Source organism: Vibrio sp. CB1-5 (assembly GCF_059412285.1).
Genome location: NZ_JBJHPB010000019.1, coordinates 75,892 through 93,547, shown reverse-complemented (window position 1 = coordinate 93,547; position 17,656 = coordinate 75,892). Strand labels below are relative to the sequence as shown.

At 46.0% G+C, this 17,656-nt stretch carries 15 protein-coding genes; 10 read left to right on the top strand and 5 right to left on the bottom strand.

Going from position 1 to position 17,656, the window contains the following annotated elements:
- The first annotated feature begins 492 nt into the window (after positions 1–492).
- The 6 genes from arcA (at position 493) to ACJB0T_RS14295 (ending at position 5,563) form a co-directional block, all read left to right on the top strand.
- Entirely contained in the window at positions 493–1,713 is a 1,221-nt protein-coding gene (arcA, locus tag ACJB0T_RS14320; protein WP_479289103.1) for an arginine deiminase, read from the top strand.
- 36 nt (positions 1,714–1,749) lie between these two features.
- Positions 1,750–2,661: a carbamate kinase gene (gene arcC / locus ACJB0T_RS14315; protein WP_479289101.1), complete on the top strand. Its 912-nt coding sequence runs from the start codon at positions 1,750–1,752 to the stop codon at positions 2,659–2,661.
- Positions 2,662–2,745: 84 nt separating this feature from the next.
- Complete coding sequence (locus ACJB0T_RS14310; protein WP_112462248.1) at positions 2,746–3,756, top strand: ornithine carbamoyltransferase; 1,011 nt, start codon at positions 2,746–2,748, stop codon at positions 3,754–3,756.
- Between the two features lie 200 nt (positions 3,757–3,956).
- On the top strand, positions 3,957–4,439 hold the full coding sequence (locus ACJB0T_RS14305; RefSeq protein ID WP_479289100.1) for an arginine repressor: 483 nt from the start codon (positions 3,957–3,959) through the stop codon (positions 4,437–4,439).
- Positions 4,440–4,587: 148 nt separating this feature from the next.
- Entirely contained in the window at positions 4,588–5,196 is a 609-nt protein-coding gene (gene cobO, locus ACJB0T_RS14300) for a cob(I)yrinic acid a,c-diamide adenosyltransferase (RefSeq protein WP_479289098.1), read from the top strand.
- Between the two features lie 100 nt (positions 5,197–5,296).
- Entirely contained in the window at positions 5,297–5,563 is a 267-nt protein-coding gene (locus ACJB0T_RS14295) for a hypothetical protein (RefSeq protein ID WP_479289096.1), read from the top strand.
- 63 nt (positions 5,564–5,626) lie between these two features.
- Here ACJB0T_RS14295 and ACJB0T_RS14290 read toward each other — a convergent pair whose 3' ends face one another.
- The 3 genes from ACJB0T_RS14290 to apbC all read right to left on the bottom strand — a co-directional run bounded on the left by ACJB0T_RS14290 (position 5,627) and on the right by apbC (position 9,798).
- A complete protein-coding gene (locus ACJB0T_RS14290; RefSeq protein WP_479289094.1) occupies positions 5,627–7,726 on the bottom strand; it encodes an AsmA family protein in 2,100 nt (699 codons plus the stop codon).
- Between the two features lie 164 nt (positions 7,727–7,890).
- Entirely contained in the window at positions 7,891–8,532 is a 642-nt protein-coding gene (gene udk, locus ACJB0T_RS14285; RefSeq protein WP_479289093.1) for a uridine kinase, read from the bottom strand.
- Between the two features lie 189 nt (positions 8,533–8,721).
- Positions 8,722–9,798 carry an iron-sulfur cluster carrier protein ApbC gene (apbC, locus tag ACJB0T_RS14280; protein WP_479289091.1) on the bottom strand — a complete coding sequence of 359 codons (1,077 nt, stop codon included), beginning with the start codon at positions 9,796–9,798 and terminating at the stop codon, positions 8,722–8,724.
- 176 nt (positions 9,799–9,974) lie between these two features.
- On the opposite strand from apbC, the gene metG reads away from it, so the two are divergent.
- Both metG and ACJB0T_RS14270 read left to right on the top strand, forming a co-directional pair.
- Positions 9,975–12,035 carry a methionine--tRNA ligase gene (metG, locus tag ACJB0T_RS14275; RefSeq protein ID WP_479289089.1) on the top strand — a complete coding sequence of 687 codons (2,061 nt, stop codon included), beginning with the start codon at positions 9,975–9,977 and terminating at the stop codon, positions 12,033–12,035.
- 204 nt (positions 12,036–12,239) lie between these two features.
- A complete protein-coding gene (locus ACJB0T_RS14270) occupies positions 12,240–13,046 on the top strand; it encodes a hypothetical protein (RefSeq protein WP_479289087.1) in 807 nt (268 codons plus the stop codon).
- A gap of 100 nt (positions 13,047–13,146) precedes the next feature.
- Here the strand turns inward: ACJB0T_RS14270 and fadR are convergent, their stop codons facing one another.
- The gene (gene fadR / locus ACJB0T_RS14265) at positions 13,147–13,986 is read right to left on the bottom strand and encodes a fatty acid metabolism transcriptional regulator FadR (RefSeq protein ID WP_479289085.1); all 840 of its coding nucleotides are present in this window, start codon (positions 13,984–13,986) and stop codon (positions 13,147–13,149) included.
- Positions 13,987–14,677: 691 nt separating this feature from the next.
- On the opposite strand from fadR, the gene nhaB reads away from it, so the two are divergent.
- Together nhaB and dsbB are read left to right on the top strand one after the other, a co-directional pair.
- Positions 14,678–16,270 carry a Na(+)/H(+) antiporter NhaB gene (gene nhaB / locus ACJB0T_RS14260; RefSeq protein ID WP_479289083.1) on the top strand — a complete coding sequence of 531 codons (1,593 nt, stop codon included), beginning with the start codon at positions 14,678–14,680 and terminating at the stop codon, positions 16,268–16,270.
- 80 nt (positions 16,271–16,350) lie between these two features.
- Positions 16,351–16,893: a disulfide bond formation protein DsbB gene (gene dsbB, locus ACJB0T_RS14255; RefSeq protein WP_479289081.1), complete on the top strand. Its 543-nt coding sequence runs from the start codon at positions 16,351–16,353 to the stop codon at positions 16,891–16,893.
- Positions 16,894–16,959: 66 nt separating this feature from the next.
- On the opposite strand, the gene ACJB0T_RS14250 is transcribed toward dsbB, so the two are convergent.
- Positions 16,960–17,562, bottom strand: coding sequence for a YecA/YgfB family protein (locus tag ACJB0T_RS14250; RefSeq protein WP_479289080.1), 603 nt, complete (start codon positions 17,560–17,562; stop codon positions 16,960–16,962).
- Positions 17,563–17,656 lie beyond the last annotated feature (94 nt).

Here is a 17,656-nt window from a genome sequence, read left to right as displayed (position 1 = left end):
CTTGGTTCTTGGTTCTTGGTTCTTGGTTCTTGGTTCTTGGTTCTTGGTTCTTGGTCTTCAGTGTAAGAGCTAAATGATAAGACTTGCATCACATATTTGAGTGAAATTCTGTTAACAAATGGCATTTTGGTGTGAGAAAAAGCGCTAACTAGTAGATGGGAATGCATATTTTGTCGCATTAGCTCATATCATTAAAATATCTAATGCGAATTGTATTTCCATGATGCTTCGTAAGTGCAATGTCTCGACAAGAAACTCTGCATATTATTCCCTTAAAAGCCCTATTTTAACCCACTATATATTCAACTAATTCCGAATAGATATTGTTAACAGCCCTCTTAAATGCGCCTAAATACGAGCGATAATATGTGTGATCACGATCGAATACGAGGTGCATAATTTGCTTCATATTATAACCACCACAGCGAAGCTAATAATAAATACCCTGCATAAAACTCGATGAGTTTTAATAAATATTAGAGAGACTTGATTATGAATAAACTCTATGTTGGTTCTGAAGTTGGTCAGCTACGTCGCGTGTTAATTCACCGTCCACGTCGTGCTCTCACACACTTAACTCCATCAAACTGCCACCAGCTCCTTTTCGATGACGTGCTTGCTGTCGAGAAAGCCGGCGAAGAACATGACGTGTTTGCAAAAACGCTAGAATCCCAAGGTGTAGAAGTCTTACTACTGACTCACTTACTTGCAGAGACACTAGCGATTCCAGAAGCAAAAGATTGGCTGCTAAACACCCAAGTATCCGACTTTCGCTTCGGCCCAACCTTCGCGAATGATGTGAGATGCTACTTGGGCGACCTTCCAAACCTTGAGCTTGCGAAAGTGCTGACTGGCGGTTTGTCTTTCGGTGAAATGCCACTTGAATCGTCTTCCATGCTGCAATCCCTGTACAAAAATAACGACTTTATTATCGACCCGCTACCGAACCACCTATTTACTCGCGATACCTCATGCTGGGTATATGGCGGCGTGTCGATTAACCCAATGGCAAAAGTCGCGCGTCAACGCGAAACCAACCATCTTCGCGCTATCTACCGCTGGCATCCAACCTTCGCTGGCCAAGACTTTATTAAGTATTTTGGTGATGAGCCTTTGGCGTATGACCATTCCACTATCGAAGGTGGTGATGTACTGGTCATTGGTAAAGGTGCCGTGCTTATTGGTATGTCTGAACGCACCACTCCGCAGGGCGTTGAGCACTTAGCGTCTAGCCTATTTAGACACGGCCAAGCCAAACAAGTGATTGCATTGGAGCTTCCAAAAGATCGCTCTTGCATGCACCTAGATACCGTTATGACACACATGCGTGAAGATACCTTCTCGGTTTACCCAAATGTGATTCCAGATGATGTGAAGTGCTGGAGCTTGACTGGTGATGAATCTGGTCGCGTTAAGGCCGCTCAGCAAAACTCGTACATCTCTACCATCGAAAAAGCACTACAAGTCGACAAGCTCAATCTTATTACTACCGGCGGTGACAACTTTGAGGCTGAACGTGAACAGTGGAATGATGCCAACAATGTACTGACTGTGAAACCGGGTGTGGTCATCGGCTACGAGCGCAATACCTACACCAATGAGAAATACGACAAAGCCGGTATCACTGTGCTGCCTATCCCAGGTGATGAGCTTGGCCGTGGCCGTGGCGGCGCTCGCTGTATGAGCTGCCCTATTGAACGTGATGGTATCTAACCATTTCCTAAGACTTAACTGCTCTGGATAAAGACTATGAAAAAACAAACCATCGTCGTCGCTCTTGGCGGTAACGCTCTGCTTAAAAGAGGCGAGCCACTCGAAGCCGAAGTTCAAAGACATAATATTGAAGTCGCGGTTAACACCATCTCCAAAATTGCTGAGCAATACAATGTCGTATTGGTGCATGGGAATGGCCCTCAAGTTGGCTTACTGGCACTACAAGGATTGGAGTACAAAAAGGTTAACCCGTATCCACTCGACGTACTCGGCAGCGAAACGCAAGGCATGATCGGCTACATGTTAATGCAAGAGTTCAAAAACCAAATGCCAGAGAAAAACGTCACCTGCATGCTGACACAAATGACCGTCGATCCCAAAGATCCCGCGTTTCAGGATCCGACTAAACCGATTGGTCCGATTTACGAGAAGCAAGAAGCTTGTGAGCTCGCTGAGAAGTATCACTGGACGATTAAACCAGACGGACAGCATTTCCGCCGAGTGGTACCAAGCCCCCAGCCAACAGGCATCATTGAGCATGAAGCGATTACTTCGTTAATCGAACAAGGCCACTTAGTTATCTGTACTGGCGGCGGCGGTATTCCAGTTACGCGCAAAGAGGGCAAGTTGGTTGGCGTGGAAGCGGTAATAGACAAAGACATGTCAGCTGCATTCCTAGCCAAACAGCTCAATGCAGATCGCTTGTTGATTTTGACTGACGCCGATGCGGTTTACCTCGACTGGGGCCAACCAACACAGCGTCCACTCCATGCCACGACCCCTGCAGAGCTCTCCCAGTATCAGTTTGATGCTGGATCAATGGGGCCAAAAATCGATGCCTCATGTGAGTTCATTCAGCAAGGCGGACAAATGGTTGGCATTGGCGCATTAGAGGACGGTCTTCGCATCCTAGAAGGCAATGCAGGCACAGTGATTACCAAACGTTAATTCACATTCCATCACTATGATATGACGCGCTGGCTTAATTTAAGCAGTATGAGCCAGCGCCAAGACAGAAAAAAGGACACTATTATGGCTTTCAATCTTCGTAATCGTAACTTCCTAAAACTTCTTGATTTCACACCTCGCGAAATCGGTCATTTGTTAGAGCTGTCTATTGAGCTTAAAAAAGCCAAGTACAACGGCTATGAGCAGCCACGCCTTAAAGGTAAAAACATCGCACTTATCTTCGAGAAAACCTCGACTCGTACTCGCTGCGCGTTTGAAGTGGCCGCATTCGACCAAGGCGCTCAAGTCTCCTACCTTGGCCCTACTGGCTCTCAAATTGGCCACAAAGAGTCGATGAAAGACACCGCTCGCGTACTGGGCAGAATGTACGACGGCATCGAGTATCGCGGTTTTGGTCAAGAGATAGTTGAAGAACTAGGTCAGTACGCTGGCGTGCCTGTTTGGAATGGTTTAACCGATGAGTTCCACCCAACACAAATTCTGGCTGACTTCATGACCATGATGGAGCATTCGCCGAACAAACCGCTAAGTGCGATTACCTTCGCTTACCTCGGTGATGCGCGCAATAACATGGGTAACTCACTCATGGTAGGTGCAGCGAAGATGGGTATGGAAATCCGCCTTGTGGCGCCAAAAGCATTCTGGCCTGAAGCGTCTTTGATTGAGCAATGCCAGACCATCGCAGCAGAAACCGGCGCGAAAATTGTCCTTACCGAAGACGTACAAGAAGGCGTGCAAGGTTGTGACTTCCTATACACCGACGTTTGGGTGTCCATGGGTGAAGCTAAAGAAGCTTGGGCAGAGCGCATCAAACTGATGTTGCCTTACCAAGTCAATATGGATGTGATTAAAGCGACGGGCAATCCAAACGTGAAGTTCATGCACTGTCTGCCGGCATTCCATGGCGAAGATACCACGGTAGGTAAAGGCCTAGCTGCTGACTATCCAGAGCTATCACAAGGGTGTGAAGTGACTGATGAAGTAGTTGAGTCTCCATACTCTATCGTGTTTGATGAAGCAGAGAATCGCATGCACACCATCAAAGCCGTAATGGTGGCGACATTAGGTCAATAACCCAATAGAACTAATTCACAAACAAAAGCGAGGGGATTTCTCTCGCTTTTGAGTGATTAAACAATAACCTGTCATCAAAATGAGAAATGGGCATATATTTTACTTTTTCACAATTTGATAGTGTATGAGTTGCTATTGGTTATAAATAACAACACATAAAACCACCTCAAGGATGAGTTTTACTATTTAGTAGGTGAAACATGTACGACACTCCTGATTTAGACAACCCTACTGTCGATGAGAAAAAACTCACCGAAGTCTGTAAAAAGCTGCTACAACAACAAAGCTTCACAACCCAAAACAAACTTAGGCAAGCCCTTGTCGATCTTGGCTACCATGGGATCAGCCAGTCCACTGTATCACGTCTACTTGCCCAGCTTGGCGTGGTGAAAATGCAGAATGCTTGCGGCAAAAAAGCGTATTGCCTGACTTCAGAAACCAGCTCGGTTCGCGTAGATTCCTCTATCTCTTCTCAAATCGAACTCATCACCAATAATCAATCTCTAGTGGTGATCAAGACTCACCCCGGCAGTGCTCAACTGATAGCAAGGCTTATCGATATCGATCCTCATGCCGACATCCTCGCAACTATTGGTGGCAACGACACCATTTTGGTGGTGCCAAAACATGTCAAAGACGTCGATCGCTGCGAGCAAGTCGTGCGAGCTCGATTGGGAGCGTAGCATCTTTACTTAGAAGCCAAGGACAATAAGCAAAAGACAAAACCGAACCAGCATATAAAACGGGATAATTCCTTAGGATTTATCCCGTTTTTTTCTTTTGGGTTTGCTTTATGATGGAGCGTAGACACAACAAATTTAAGGAATCCCTATGTCAATGTCGGAAGAATCTAAGCAGCAGCGCCATAAAGAGCGCCAACAGAAAGTCAAAGAGAACGTCAATAAAAAAATCGCCAATGCTCAAATTGAAAAAGGCCTGCTACTGATCATTACCGGAAACGGTAAAGGAAAATCGACATCAGGGTTTGGCACGGTCGCACGCGCTGTCGGACACGGCAAAAAGTGTGCAGTGGCACAGTTTATTAAAGGTACTTGGGATAACGGTGAGCGTAACCTACTAGAAAAACTCGGTGTTGAATTTCAAGTCATGGCAACGGGCTTTACGTGGGAAACCCAGAACAAGACAGCGGACACCGAAGCAGCGCAAGGCGTCTGGCAAGAGTGCAAGCGTATGCTGCAAGATGAGTCTATTGATGTCGTTCTGTTTGACGAGCTGACTTATATGGTGAGTTATGGCTACATTGAACTTGATGAGGTAGTCGAGGCACTCAATAACCGCCCAGCAATGCAGTCTGTCATTATTACCGGACGCGCTGCACATCGCACGCTGATTGAAATGGCGGACACGGTTTCGGAAGTGAAAAACGTTAAGCATGCTTTTGAATCGGGTGTTAAAGCGCTTAAAGGCGTCGACTGGTAACCTGTTCGGGGTACAAAATAGACCAATTCGTGAATGACAATGGCTTGCATTTCGTTTAAGTTAAACACTAATGCAACATAACATTAACACGGAGAGTTTTATGGAAAGTTGTACTCTGACCCTCTGGATGCACACGAACGAGCATCAGTTTGTCCTAGGATGGGGACCAATACAAAGCATGCAGGACTCCACAGCGTGTTGGGACGCAGTTAAACCCAGCACAGAGCCATCAAGTGTATCACTGACCATTCGCAGGCCCAATGGTGTTATCGATAGCAAAATGATCGACATCGCGACCGTTGCTAAGTTAATTTCTCAGTGGGAGACCATCGCCGAGCCAGAGCAAGATCTCGACCTACACTGGTAATCACATACCGTTAAAATTAATGCCAGCCTCGAAGGGCTGGCATTTTTTGTTTAAGAAGAGAGGTTAGTTAAAGAGACCTTTTAGTAGGCTATCTACCGCTTTTTTCGTCTTTTCATCTTTAATGCCTAGTCGCTCAGTGGCACGCTCGACTTCTTTTTTGGCTTTCTCTTTCAGTACATCGTCAAACACCAACGCAAATTTTGGATCTGTCCACGCGCCTGTGATTCGAATTGGAATGGTGACATCTCTTAGCTCATCGATACTCTGACCGCCCTGCCCTTCAAGGGTACCAACAACCGAAGTGCTTACGACAAAGTCAGCCGTCTCATTGATATAATTAGCAGAGCCTTGACCTTTCACACGCAATAGCGGTGATTCCGCCGTCATATCATTGGTCGAAACTACACCATTGGCGAGCTTGAGTGTTGCTTTCATCGCACTAAAGTCGGTCTTTTTCGGGCCTGATGCATCATCCAAAGACTGGCCTTTAAAACGAGCGTAGTTTTCACGGATAAGCTGCGCCACGTTGATGCCATTAACTGCGCCATCAGCAAAATTGATTTTCACCGTACCCGACAAGTTTTTCTTCATCGCGGTTGGAGCAAGACCCTTACCTTTCACATTGACATCAATATTACCCGTGCCTTCCAACATATCGTTGTTAGCTACATCAACCAACAATGGTTGCACTTTGACGCCTTTGATACGTTTCACTGCACTGTATGAAGCAGGTGACTTGCGCGCATCCAGTTTACCCGTTGCAGTGATTGAACCACCGTATAGCTGTGAGCTGAAAGAGTTCAGCGTCGCCACGCCGCGATTCACTGCAAAATCGGTCTTCACTTGCTGCATATGAGCATTGCCCGCTTTGAACTTATCGATGGTGATCTTGCCTTGAACATCCAAACCGCTAAGCGCTGTTAAATCCGGTTCAACTTCCTGTGAAGGTGCACTGGTTCCCGAACCACCTGTTCCAGATTCACCACCTTCAGAGTCAGTGCTCGCAGCCGCTTGGTTCAAGCCCAAAAACTCATCTAAATCGATATTTGGGCTGTGCAGTGAGAAGCGCACTTTGGGAATATCTGCCAATTGCACTGTTGCTTTACCATCCAGCTCAATCTTGTTAACGGTCAGCTTCTGCAATACAAAATCAAGGAAGCTTTTGTTCAAATCAAAACTGAGGTCAGAAGCCATAGTGATGTTCATTGGCGACTGCGGTAGCGAAGCACCGTTCAAGGTCGAGTCCAATGATAAACCACTCAGCTTAACCAGTGAGATGGCTTTATCAACGATAAACGTAGTACCGCCTTTCGCATCAAAGGTAAGATCGGCAGCATTGCCCTTCATTGAGAATTCGATGGCATTGGGTTTATCAAACTCAAACGTCGCCAATTTTAACTGTGCTTGCTGAATCTGATTTGCCGCATCCTTGTAGGTCGCATCAAACTCAATTTTCTTAAGTTCATACTCAGCAAAGCCCTGCGCAAGTTTGAAATCAGCAGTGCCTTTCGCAGTGAACTGCTGATCGTTGTTTTGGCCTTTGAGCTCAAAATTCGCCGTCGTCCATTGGTCAACCGCAAACTCGGTCACATTCAAGCCCACATCATAGAGCTTAGTGAAAGTGCCTGTTTGCGCGTTGGACACTTCAAGCAGCGCATTGGACACTGTGACACCAGAGAGAGAAACCTGCCATCCATCCGCGGCTGATATGGATGTTTCAGCTGGAGCATCGCCCATTGCTGCAGGCTCTGCCGCCGTCTCTGTTTGCGGTGCTGCCGTTAAGGCATCAAGATTTGAGCGGCCGTCTTTAAGCGTTTCTAAATAAACCTGCGCGCCATCTAGCGTTATCGAGCCGATCTCCAACGTTTTGTCGAGCAGTGGCATCACAGCCACACTCACACCGACTTGGCTGACACTAAATAGGTTTGGATTTTGAAAACCTTGCGGGTTCTTAAGACTAGTCTGGCCAAGTTCCAAGCCTACAGATGGGAAGAACTGCCAACTGATGTCACCGCTGATTTCAAGCTCAAGACCGGTTTGATTTTTCACTTGCTCAGCGAGCATAGGTTTGAACTGATTCGGATTGACGAACATCACCAGTGCGGCAATACCCAACACGATCACCAGTACTGGGATAGCGAGAATGAGGAGGAGTTTTTTCATTAGCAACTTCCTTGCAAGGCTGAAACCCAAAAACAAAAAGTGGCACATAAAGTGCCACTAATTGATTAAAAAATAAAGCAATTTAAACGCCGTTCGAGCACCCATTTATTATAGGACATTCTCACCGTGTTCATTGTGCGCTTTCAATCCGAACTGAGTCAGGATTATGCACGAAGTAGTTTGGCGATATGCGCTTTCAACACGTCAATTGCGATACGGTTTTTACCGCCACGTGGAACAATGATGTCTGCGTGTTGCTTTGACGGTTCAATAAACTGCATAAACATAGGACGAACTGTCGATTGGTACTGAGTCAGCACAGATTCCATTGTGCGGCCACGTTCTTCAACGTCACGCTTAACGCGGCGCAGTAGACAAATATCAAGCGGCGTATCCATGAACACAGTCGCGTGCATGAGTTTACGTAGGCGAGGATCGGTCAGCAGCAGAATACCTTCAAGGATGATCACTTTCTTTGGTGTCATCGGGGTGCTGTTTTCTGTACGAGTGTGCTCAGTGTAGCTGTACTCTGGCACTTCAACCGCTTCACCATTGATCAGTTGCTCTAGGTGATCACAAAGTAGATCGTGGTCAAGGGCATTTGGGTGGTCGTAGTTGGTTTTAACACGCTCTTCCATGCTCAAGTGACTTTGATCGTTGTAGTAACAATCTTCCGTGATGACACCGATTTGATGATCGCCAACCTTCTCGCGAAGTTCATTATAGATAGTGCTCGCGATGAGGCTTTTTCCAGAAGCAGAAGCGCCAGCGATACCGACGATGACACATTGATTATTATCAGACATTCTTTGCACCTAGTACATATATGGTGGTGAGGACAAAACCGCGTAATTATATGGACATCATTCAATAGATACTAGTCGATATCTCACTTATTTGACGTTCAATTTTGTCTCAGATCGAAGAATGAAAAAATGCAATCGATTACCCACCAGCCCACTGTTTGCTTAATAACCAACCATACGCATATCGAGTTATTCGACCATCTTAAACAAAATTGAGTCTGGTTTCGCTTTGCCACTCCAAAATAGATCCGAACAGACTCTTTCAGCAAGCTCTCGATAGATGTTTGCATGCTCACTTTCTGGCTGTGACACGACCGTTGGTGCACCATTATCAATCGACTCACGAATATCGATATGTAGGGGTACCTGGCCAAGAAGATTCAAGCCAAATTTAGCCGCCATCCACTCAGCACCACCCGCGCCGAAGATATGCTCTTTCGAACCACATTGGCTACAGATGTGATAGCTCATGTTCTCGACAATACCGACCACAGGAACCGAGACTTTCTCGAACATCGCAGCGCCTTTAATCGCATCAGCCAAAGCAAGGTCTTGCGGCGTAGTCACGATAAGTGCGCCCGTTACCGGTATTTGTTGAGATAAGGTCAATTGAATATCCCCTGTACCCGGCGGCATATCGATAACCAAGTAATCCAAATCTGGCCATTCCGTTTCATTGAGAAGCTGAGCCAACGCTTTAGACGCCATAGGGCCACGCCAAATTGCCGCGTCGTCAGTACTCATCAAGTACCCGATAGATTGCGTGTAAATACCGTGTGCGGGTACGGGTTGCATCCATTTGCCATCACGCACCTCTGGATGTGCATCGATTTGACCGAGCATGATAGGAATAGATGGGCCGTATACATCGGCATCTAAAATACCTACTTTTGCTCCTAGCTGACTGATCGCCAGCGCGAGATTGACCGCCGTCGTCGATTTACCCACACCGCCTTTGGCTGAGGTCACCGCAATGACGTTTTTCACGCCTTTGATTTCCGTCGCGACTGTAGTTTCAAGTGCTTTGGTGCTGACAGATACTGAGAAAGGAAACTTAGCGACTTCGCCAGAAGCTTGTTTGCCTTCAATCCAGCTAGCTAATGCCTCTCGCGCCGAGACGTTGGCAAACGGCAAAGAAATTTGAAACTCTCCCGAGGCGGCAACCTTTACCACATCAGGGACTTCACTCCATCCTAGCTTTAGGTTTGAGTGGCTGAATTCCCCTAGCCATTGGCAAAAATCTTGTTTCGATTCGAACGTGCGCATCATGCATTCCTTATTATTGTTAGTCTTTTGCTAATCTTCCTAAGATTAGCACTCACTTAGCCGAACCAGAACCCTAAAAAAGTTGGGGAGATTGGTCTCGGATATCTTGGAGTCATGCCATGCATCATGTAGTATTAGCCAATATTTTTACTTGAACAAAGAAAGCGAAATAAAGTATGGCAATCGATCCAAGAAAACTGTTGGTCACTTGTGCACTACCGTACGCTAACGGCTCTATCCACTTAGGTCATATGCTTGAGCATATCCAAGCGGATATTTGGGTGCGCTACCAACGTCTACGTGGCAACGTAGTAAACTTCATTTGTGCTGATGATGCTCACGGCACACCAATCATGCTGAAAGCTCAGCAGATGGGGATCACGCCGGAAGAAATGATCGCTGCAGTGAGTGAAGAGCACCAAAAAGACTTCGCTGGCTTTGACATCAGTTTTGATAACTACCACAGCACGCACTCTGACGAGAACCGCGAGTTGGCATCTCACATCTACCTTGAGCTGAAAAAGAATGGCTTCATTTCTAGCCGTACTATTTCTCAGCTGTTTGACCCAGAAAAAGAGATGTTCCTACCGGATCGCTTCGTAAAAGGTACTTGCCCGAAGTGTAAGTCAGAAGACCAGTACGGTGACAACTGTGATAACTGTGGTGAGACCTACAGCCCAACTGAACTGATTAATCCTAAATCAGCAGTATCTGGTGCGACACCAATAATGAAAGACTCTGAGCACTTCTTCTTCGACTTGCCTCAGTTTGAAAGCATGCTGAAAGAGTGGACTCGCTCTGGCTCGCTTCAATCAGAAACAGCGAACAAGATGCAAGAGTGGTTCGAGTCAGGTCTACAGCAATGGGACATCTCTCGTGATGCCCCGTACTTCGGTTTCGAAATCCCAGGCGAAAAGAACAAATTCTTCTACGTTTGGCTAGATGCCCCTGTTGGTTACATGGCGTCATTCAAAAACCTGTGTGGCAAACGTGACGATCTCGATTTCGACGAGTACTGGAAAAAAGACAGCTCGACTGAACTTTACCACTTCATCGGTAAAGACATCGTTTACTTCCACAGCCTATTCTGGCCAGCAATGCTAGAAGGCAGTGGCTTCCGTAAGCCAAATAACGTATTCGTTCACGGCTACGTAACGGTAAACGGCGCGAAGATGTCTAAGTCGAAAGGTACTTTCATCAAGGCAGCAACGTACCTTGACCACCTTGACCCTGAGTGCCTGCGTTACTACTACGCTGCTAAGCTAAACAGCCGTATCGACGATCTAGACCTTAACCTTGAAGACTTCACCCAGCGTGTTAACGCTGACGTCGTCAACAAGATTGTTAACCTGGCTTCTCGTAACGCTGGTTTCATCAGCAAGCGTTTCGAAGGCAAGCTTTCTGACAACTTTGCAGAGCCTGAGCTATACAACGAATTCGTTGTAGCCGCTGACCGCATCGCAGAGCTCTACGAGTCCCGTGAGTTTGGTCGTGCAATCCGTGAAATCACGGCACTGGCTGATAAAGCGAACCAGTACGTTGACGAAAAAGCACCTTGGGTTGTGGCTAAAGAAGAAGGCAAAGACCAAGAGCTTCAAGACATCTGTTCAGTGGGTATTAACCTATTCCGCGTTCTGATGACTTACCTGAAGCCAGTGATGCCAGAATTGGCTGCTCGTACAGAAGCATTCCTAAACGAAACACTCACTTGGGAAGGTATTGCCACGCCGCTGACTGGTCATGAGATCACTAAGTTCAAGGCGCTGTTTAACCGCATCGATCCTAAGAAAGTGGAAGCGATGATCGAAGCGTCTAAAGAAGATGCAGCAGCAGAAGTTGCGGCGAAAGAAAAAGCGGAAGCAGAGAAGAACAAAGCAAGCCAAACTGAGCTTGATAAAGATCCTATCGCTGATGAGATCGAGTTTGACGACTTTGCCAAAGTAGACATGCGTATTGCTCGCATCATTTCTTGCGAAGAAGTGCCAAAAGCGAACAAGCTACTTAAATTCCAGCTAGACATTGGTGGTGAGACTCGCCAAGTGTTCTCTGGTATTAAGTCTGCGTACAAACCTGAGGAGCTAGAAGGTAAGCTAACTGTTATGGTAGCAAACCTGAAGCCTCGTAAGATGAAGTTTGGTATGTCTGAAGGTATGATCCTAGCCGCAGGTCCTGGTGGCAGCGATCTATGGATCCTTGAGCCACATGAAGGTGCTCAGCCAGGCATGCGTGTGATGTAACACGTTAAAATCGCTAGACTAAAGCCAGCATTCTTGCTGGCTTTTTTTGTGACTTGATTCACAGATAATGTGCAATTGCACCAAAACATAGCACCACCCCCTAACCCATAAGTATTAAGCTACTGTTTTATAACAATATTTCATATTGGCACTCCCTTTGCTCTATGTCTCTTGAAGGCATTAGACGACATAAAGGAGGTCGTTATGTTTGTATTGATATCTCTAGTCTTATCTGTAGCTATTTTGGCTGCCATTTATCACTATGCAAAGATCACCGAAGCCAAGGTAGAACGTAAATATCAATTGATCGTTCAATTGCGTGATCTCATTACCCTGATCCGCCAACATCGCACCGCAACTCACTATCAATTAATGTTTGATCAAAAGAAGGTCAAGCAACTGGAAAAAATTGAGATGGCGATGGAAGAATGCTGCCTGAAACTGATTAACATCGCGCACTTTGACAACAAACCGCTCTATCGAGTGTTGCACAGCAACGTCAAACTGCTTTCTCGCTCATGGAAGAAACACACGGTCAGTAAGAACCAAATTGTCCACGGCAAACTGATCCGTCAAACCCTGTTTTTGGTTGATGAAATTTTCACCGCTTGGTTAATGGATTCAGAGCGAGAGGAGCTTGAGCAGGAATATCGCAATGTCTGGCAAGGCGTCATCGATTCATTGGACTGCCTAACTCAGCTACGTATTTGTATTGATGGCGCAGACTCTGAACTCGGTAGACAGCACATTCTTCACTACTGTAAGCAAATGCACCGTAAAGTGAATCACCTTAGCCTAGTTGGCCCATTGAGCGTTCCGTCACCTATGTACAGCACTACGGTCAGTAAAATTGAAGCCTTAACTGAAAATCCGGATGCACCACTGGACAAAGAATTCATGTACCAACTCACCGCCGAGTTGTCAGAGCTTACCTTCTCAAGTTACGACGGACTAGTCAGTGAGATTGCGAGTGACCTCTATCAACCCGTCCCGACCATAATGACCGTTTAGTGGCAATGACTGTACTGTCGCATTACTCAACAGTGCCAAACAAAGCAGTGGAATAAAAAAACCGCCAATTGGCGGTTTTTTTAATCATTATGAACGGCTATTAGCTGTCGTCTTCTGTAAAGTTACTCGGCAGTGTGGTCTTCATCTGGTTCCAGATTTGGCCACTTTCCATACCGTATTGACGAATCGCGTTAGGCAGTCTATCACGATCACCCGTACGACATACCTCTAGCAGCTCTTTGTAAAAGTTAAGAGCCAAGGTGCATGCTTCTGGGTTTGAGAAGTAGTACGAGCCAACACGGTCGTAAAGCTTCTTAAGGCCGTTGAAGATCAAACCATAGATTTGGTTTCCAGAGTGGAACGCTAAACGCTGGAACAACGAGTAATCGTAGAAATTAAACGTTTGAGCGATGAGCGATGCCTGGCGCGCCGCTTCGTCTTTATCACCGTCATCTTTAACGTGTGCTTTGAGTTTGTCTGCATACGGAGATGATTCAATGAATGCATCCCAAGACTCTGCGTTCAACAAGCTTTCACACGATTCGATAATGCCTTCTATGGTGCGCTCGGCATTTTCTTTATTCGCTTTAAAAGCATAGCGCATGAAAATCGGGCTGATGTTGGTACGCGCAGCAAGCAAGTCTTCAACAATCGATGTCGCGTTATCCGCATCTAGCGTCATAAGCGTATCTAGAATATGTAGCCCCGAAGTCTCCATGAACTGGTTTACCTTAGTCGGCTTACCATGTTGGATCGTCAGCCAGCCATCACGGGCTAGTCGCTGTAGTACTTCGCGTAGCGTAGTTCGTGTGACCCCAATGAGTTCTGACAGCTCTCGCTCAGCTGGGAGAATTGAGCCTGGTGGAAAACGACCGTTCCAGATACTCTCAATAATATATTTTTCAGCGAACCCTGCTGGGCTCTTCGCCTTAATTACCATTATGGGGTGTTTCCAATCTATTGTATTTATCGTTACATGAAACTCATCATACCACTACTTCCAGATTCTGGTAAACCTACACTACTTATCTGTGTAACAATAAAAAAATGGAGTAATAACTCTATCTTGACATTTACGCAGCTATAACCATTTATAGGTATGAAGCATGAATGTTACATAGGTATTTACCTTTCATTAATATTACAACCCACTGAATTGTATAATAATAAACCACACCATTCACAAGGCTAATCATTAAGATATTTCCGAGCTTTGGGTAAGAATACGCCTAAAAAACATGCTTTTTTGAAGGTTGTGATTGGCATATCATCGTGGAGCGGTGTTTCATCCAGAACACTGTCAACAAAGTAAAAAATCAACCATTGACTGCGGCTATACTTAGCTTATTTCGTATAGATCGCGTTTTTGGCAAAAAGTACCTTTTTCCTTTTTTGAGAACGGTGTTTTTTGTTGACTAAATCTTACCGAGGAGTATCTTTGCGGGCGAAGCAAGGAGTGCTTAGCAGCTGAGGGACTTGGCAAGTGAACATTCTCCCCACTCCGTTTGTGCAGTGTGTGATTTTTGTTCGTTTTCTAAGTTTTTTAATTCTGCCGATTTATTTGGAAGCCCACTCAAATACTCTTCGTACCCTTTGCTACTGTCGATTAATAACAACATAAGAGTATTACTATGCCGATGTCTCTTGGAAATGCGTTTATCAAGAACTTCCTTGGTAAAGCACCCGATTGGTATAAATTAGCGATCATCGCTTTCCTTATTATCAACCCTATTGTTTTCTTCCTCGTTGACCCGTTTGTTGCAGGTTGGCTACTTGTGGTCGAATTCATCTTTACCCTCGCGATGGCACTTAAGTGCTACCCATTACAACCAGGTGGTTTGCTTGCCATTGAAGCGGTGGCGATGGGAATGACCAGCCCCGATATGGTGATGCACGAGCTGATCAATAACGTTGAAGTGTTATTGCTGCTGGTCTTCATGGTTGCCGGTATCTACTTTATGAAGCAGCTTCTGCTGTTCATCTTCACTAAGATATTGCTTGGCATTCGCTCGAAGGCGGTGCTGTCTTTGGCCTTCTGTTTTGCAGCGGCTTTCCTATCCGCATTCCTAGATGCACTAACGGTTATTGCCGTGGTTATCAGTGTGTCAGTCGGTTTCTACTCTATCTACCATAAAGTGGCTTCAGGCAAGAACTACGGTTCATCTCATGACCACACTCATGACGGTGAAATCACCGATCTTACTCGTGACGACCTAGAAGATTACCGTGCATTCCTACGTTCACTGTTGATGCACGCTGGTGTCGGTACCGCACTGGGTGGCGTTATGACCATGGTTGGTGAGCCTCAAAACCTAATCATTGCTGGTCAAGCTGGCTGGGAATTTGGTGAGTTCATTATTCGTATGCTACCTGTAACCGGTCCTGTACTAATCTGTGGCCTTGCTACCTGTTTCCTTGTCGAGAAAATGGGTGTGTTCGGTTACGGTGCAAAGCTTCCAGAAAACGTACGTAACATCCTAGTTGAGTTCGACCGTGAAGAGCGCAAATCACGCACTAAGCAAGATATCGCGAAACTTTGGATCCAAGGTGCTATCGCAGTATGGCTGATTGTCGCTCTGGCAATGCACCTAGCTGCGGTGGGTCTAATCGGTCTATCGGTTATCGTTCTAGCAACCGCGTTTACCGGTGTTATTGAAGAGCACTCAATGGGTAAAGCATTTGAAGAAGCGCTGCCGTTTACTGCTCTACTTGCTGTATTCTTCTCTATCGTGGCTGTGATTGTAGACCAAGGTCTGTTTAAGCCAATCATCGACGCGGTTCTACACATCGAAGACAAAGGTACTCAGCTTGCTCTGTTCTACATTGCAAACGGCGTACTATCAATGGTGTCAGATAACGTATTCGTAGGTACGGTTTACATTAACGAAGTGAAAACCGCGCTTATCGAAGGTATTATCACTCGTGATCAGTTCGACCTTCTAGGGGTTGCAATCAACACTGGTACTAACTTGCCTTCAGTAGCAACGCCAAACGGTCAAGCAGCGTTCCTATTCCTACTGACTTCAGCATTGGCACCGCTTATCCGCCTTTCTTACGGTCGCATGGTTATCATGGCACTGCCATACACCATCGTACTGTCGATTGTAGGTCTACTTGGCATCGTCTACCTGGTTGAACCAATGACTGCTTGGTTTTACGAAGCAGGTTGGATTGTAGAACACACAGGTGCAGTAGTTGAGAGCGCTATCTCATCTGGACACTAATTTTTAGTTGATTGTGAAACTATTCCACGTTAAAAAGCTCTGAGTATTCAGAGCTTTTTTTATTTATCAAGGACGTGACAGTGACACTTCTAGCGAACATTAAGGCATTTTCAAAGACACGATGGTCTTGGGGATTGCTGCTTCTAGCGATTATCTTCTTCGAACTCTGCGCTCTTTTCTTCCAGCATGTCATGCAATTGGCCCCTTGTGTCATGTGTATCTACGAACGCGTTGCTATGTTTGGCATCGGCGGTGCCGCTTTAATTGGTTTGATTAACCCTAAAAATACCTTGTTAAGATGGCTTGGTTTAGGTGCTTGGGGCGCCTCTTCTATTAAAGGCCTGACGCTGTCACTTGAACACGTGGACTATCAGTTCAATCCTTCTCCATTTAAGACTTGTGATTTGTTTGTCACTTTCCCGGATTGGGCACCGCTGAACGAGTGGGCACCGTGGATGTTTGAAGCCTATGGGGATTGTTCGAAAGTGGTATGGCAGTTCTTGTCGCTCTCTATGCCTCAGTGGCTAGTGGTTATCTTTGCGGGTAACTTGGTGGCGTTGGCGATTGTTGTGATTTCGCAAGGTGCGAAAGTGTCATCGGCTAGACATCGTCGATTTCAATAATATGGCGGTGTGACGATAGGAGCGAGCCTTTGGTTATCCCCTTTGACTCGCTCACGCATCGCTTAATTACTTACCACAACACTTCTTAAACTTGTTCCCACTACCGCAAGGACAAGCATCATTGCGCCCCACCCCTTTAAACGGATTCACCGTTTGAGACTGATGACCAACCATCATCTCATCCGCCGCCATTGCGACTTCATTCACCATCGCATCAAGTTGTGGCGCTAGGTCTGCATACGTTGGCAGTTGCTCAAAGCCTGCCTCACGCATTTGCGCGTGAGTTTGCTCTTCATCCATTGCTAACATCAAAGTTGTCAGCAGAGCTTGAAGCATACGCTCTGTGCCATCAGATAGGCTTTTACCTTGCCACTGAGTCTCAACAACCGGCCAAACCGTCATGAAGCCCTCAGCAAAGTCTGCCGCTCGTTCTTGGTTATCATCAAGCAAAGCCAGCAATGCGTATTGATTGGTTTTTAGAAGTGCGTATTGAGCATGCAGGTGTTCAACGACCCAAGTTTCTTGATTTGATGTGAAATCGCCGATAACTGAAGATAACCAAGCCTCTGGTTTTAGTGGCTCAGCCGCAAAGTTAGCTGCTAGGATTGCGCCTTCAATAAACGCGCTAGATTCGCCTGTCCAGTCGACAGGAAGCTCGATGAATTTCATTTGTTCGTTACACCAATCAAAATTTTCGGCAAGTATATTTACCTCGCCCTAGAAACACAATGGTCGATTCTTTGTTCTATAACGGGTAGAATCC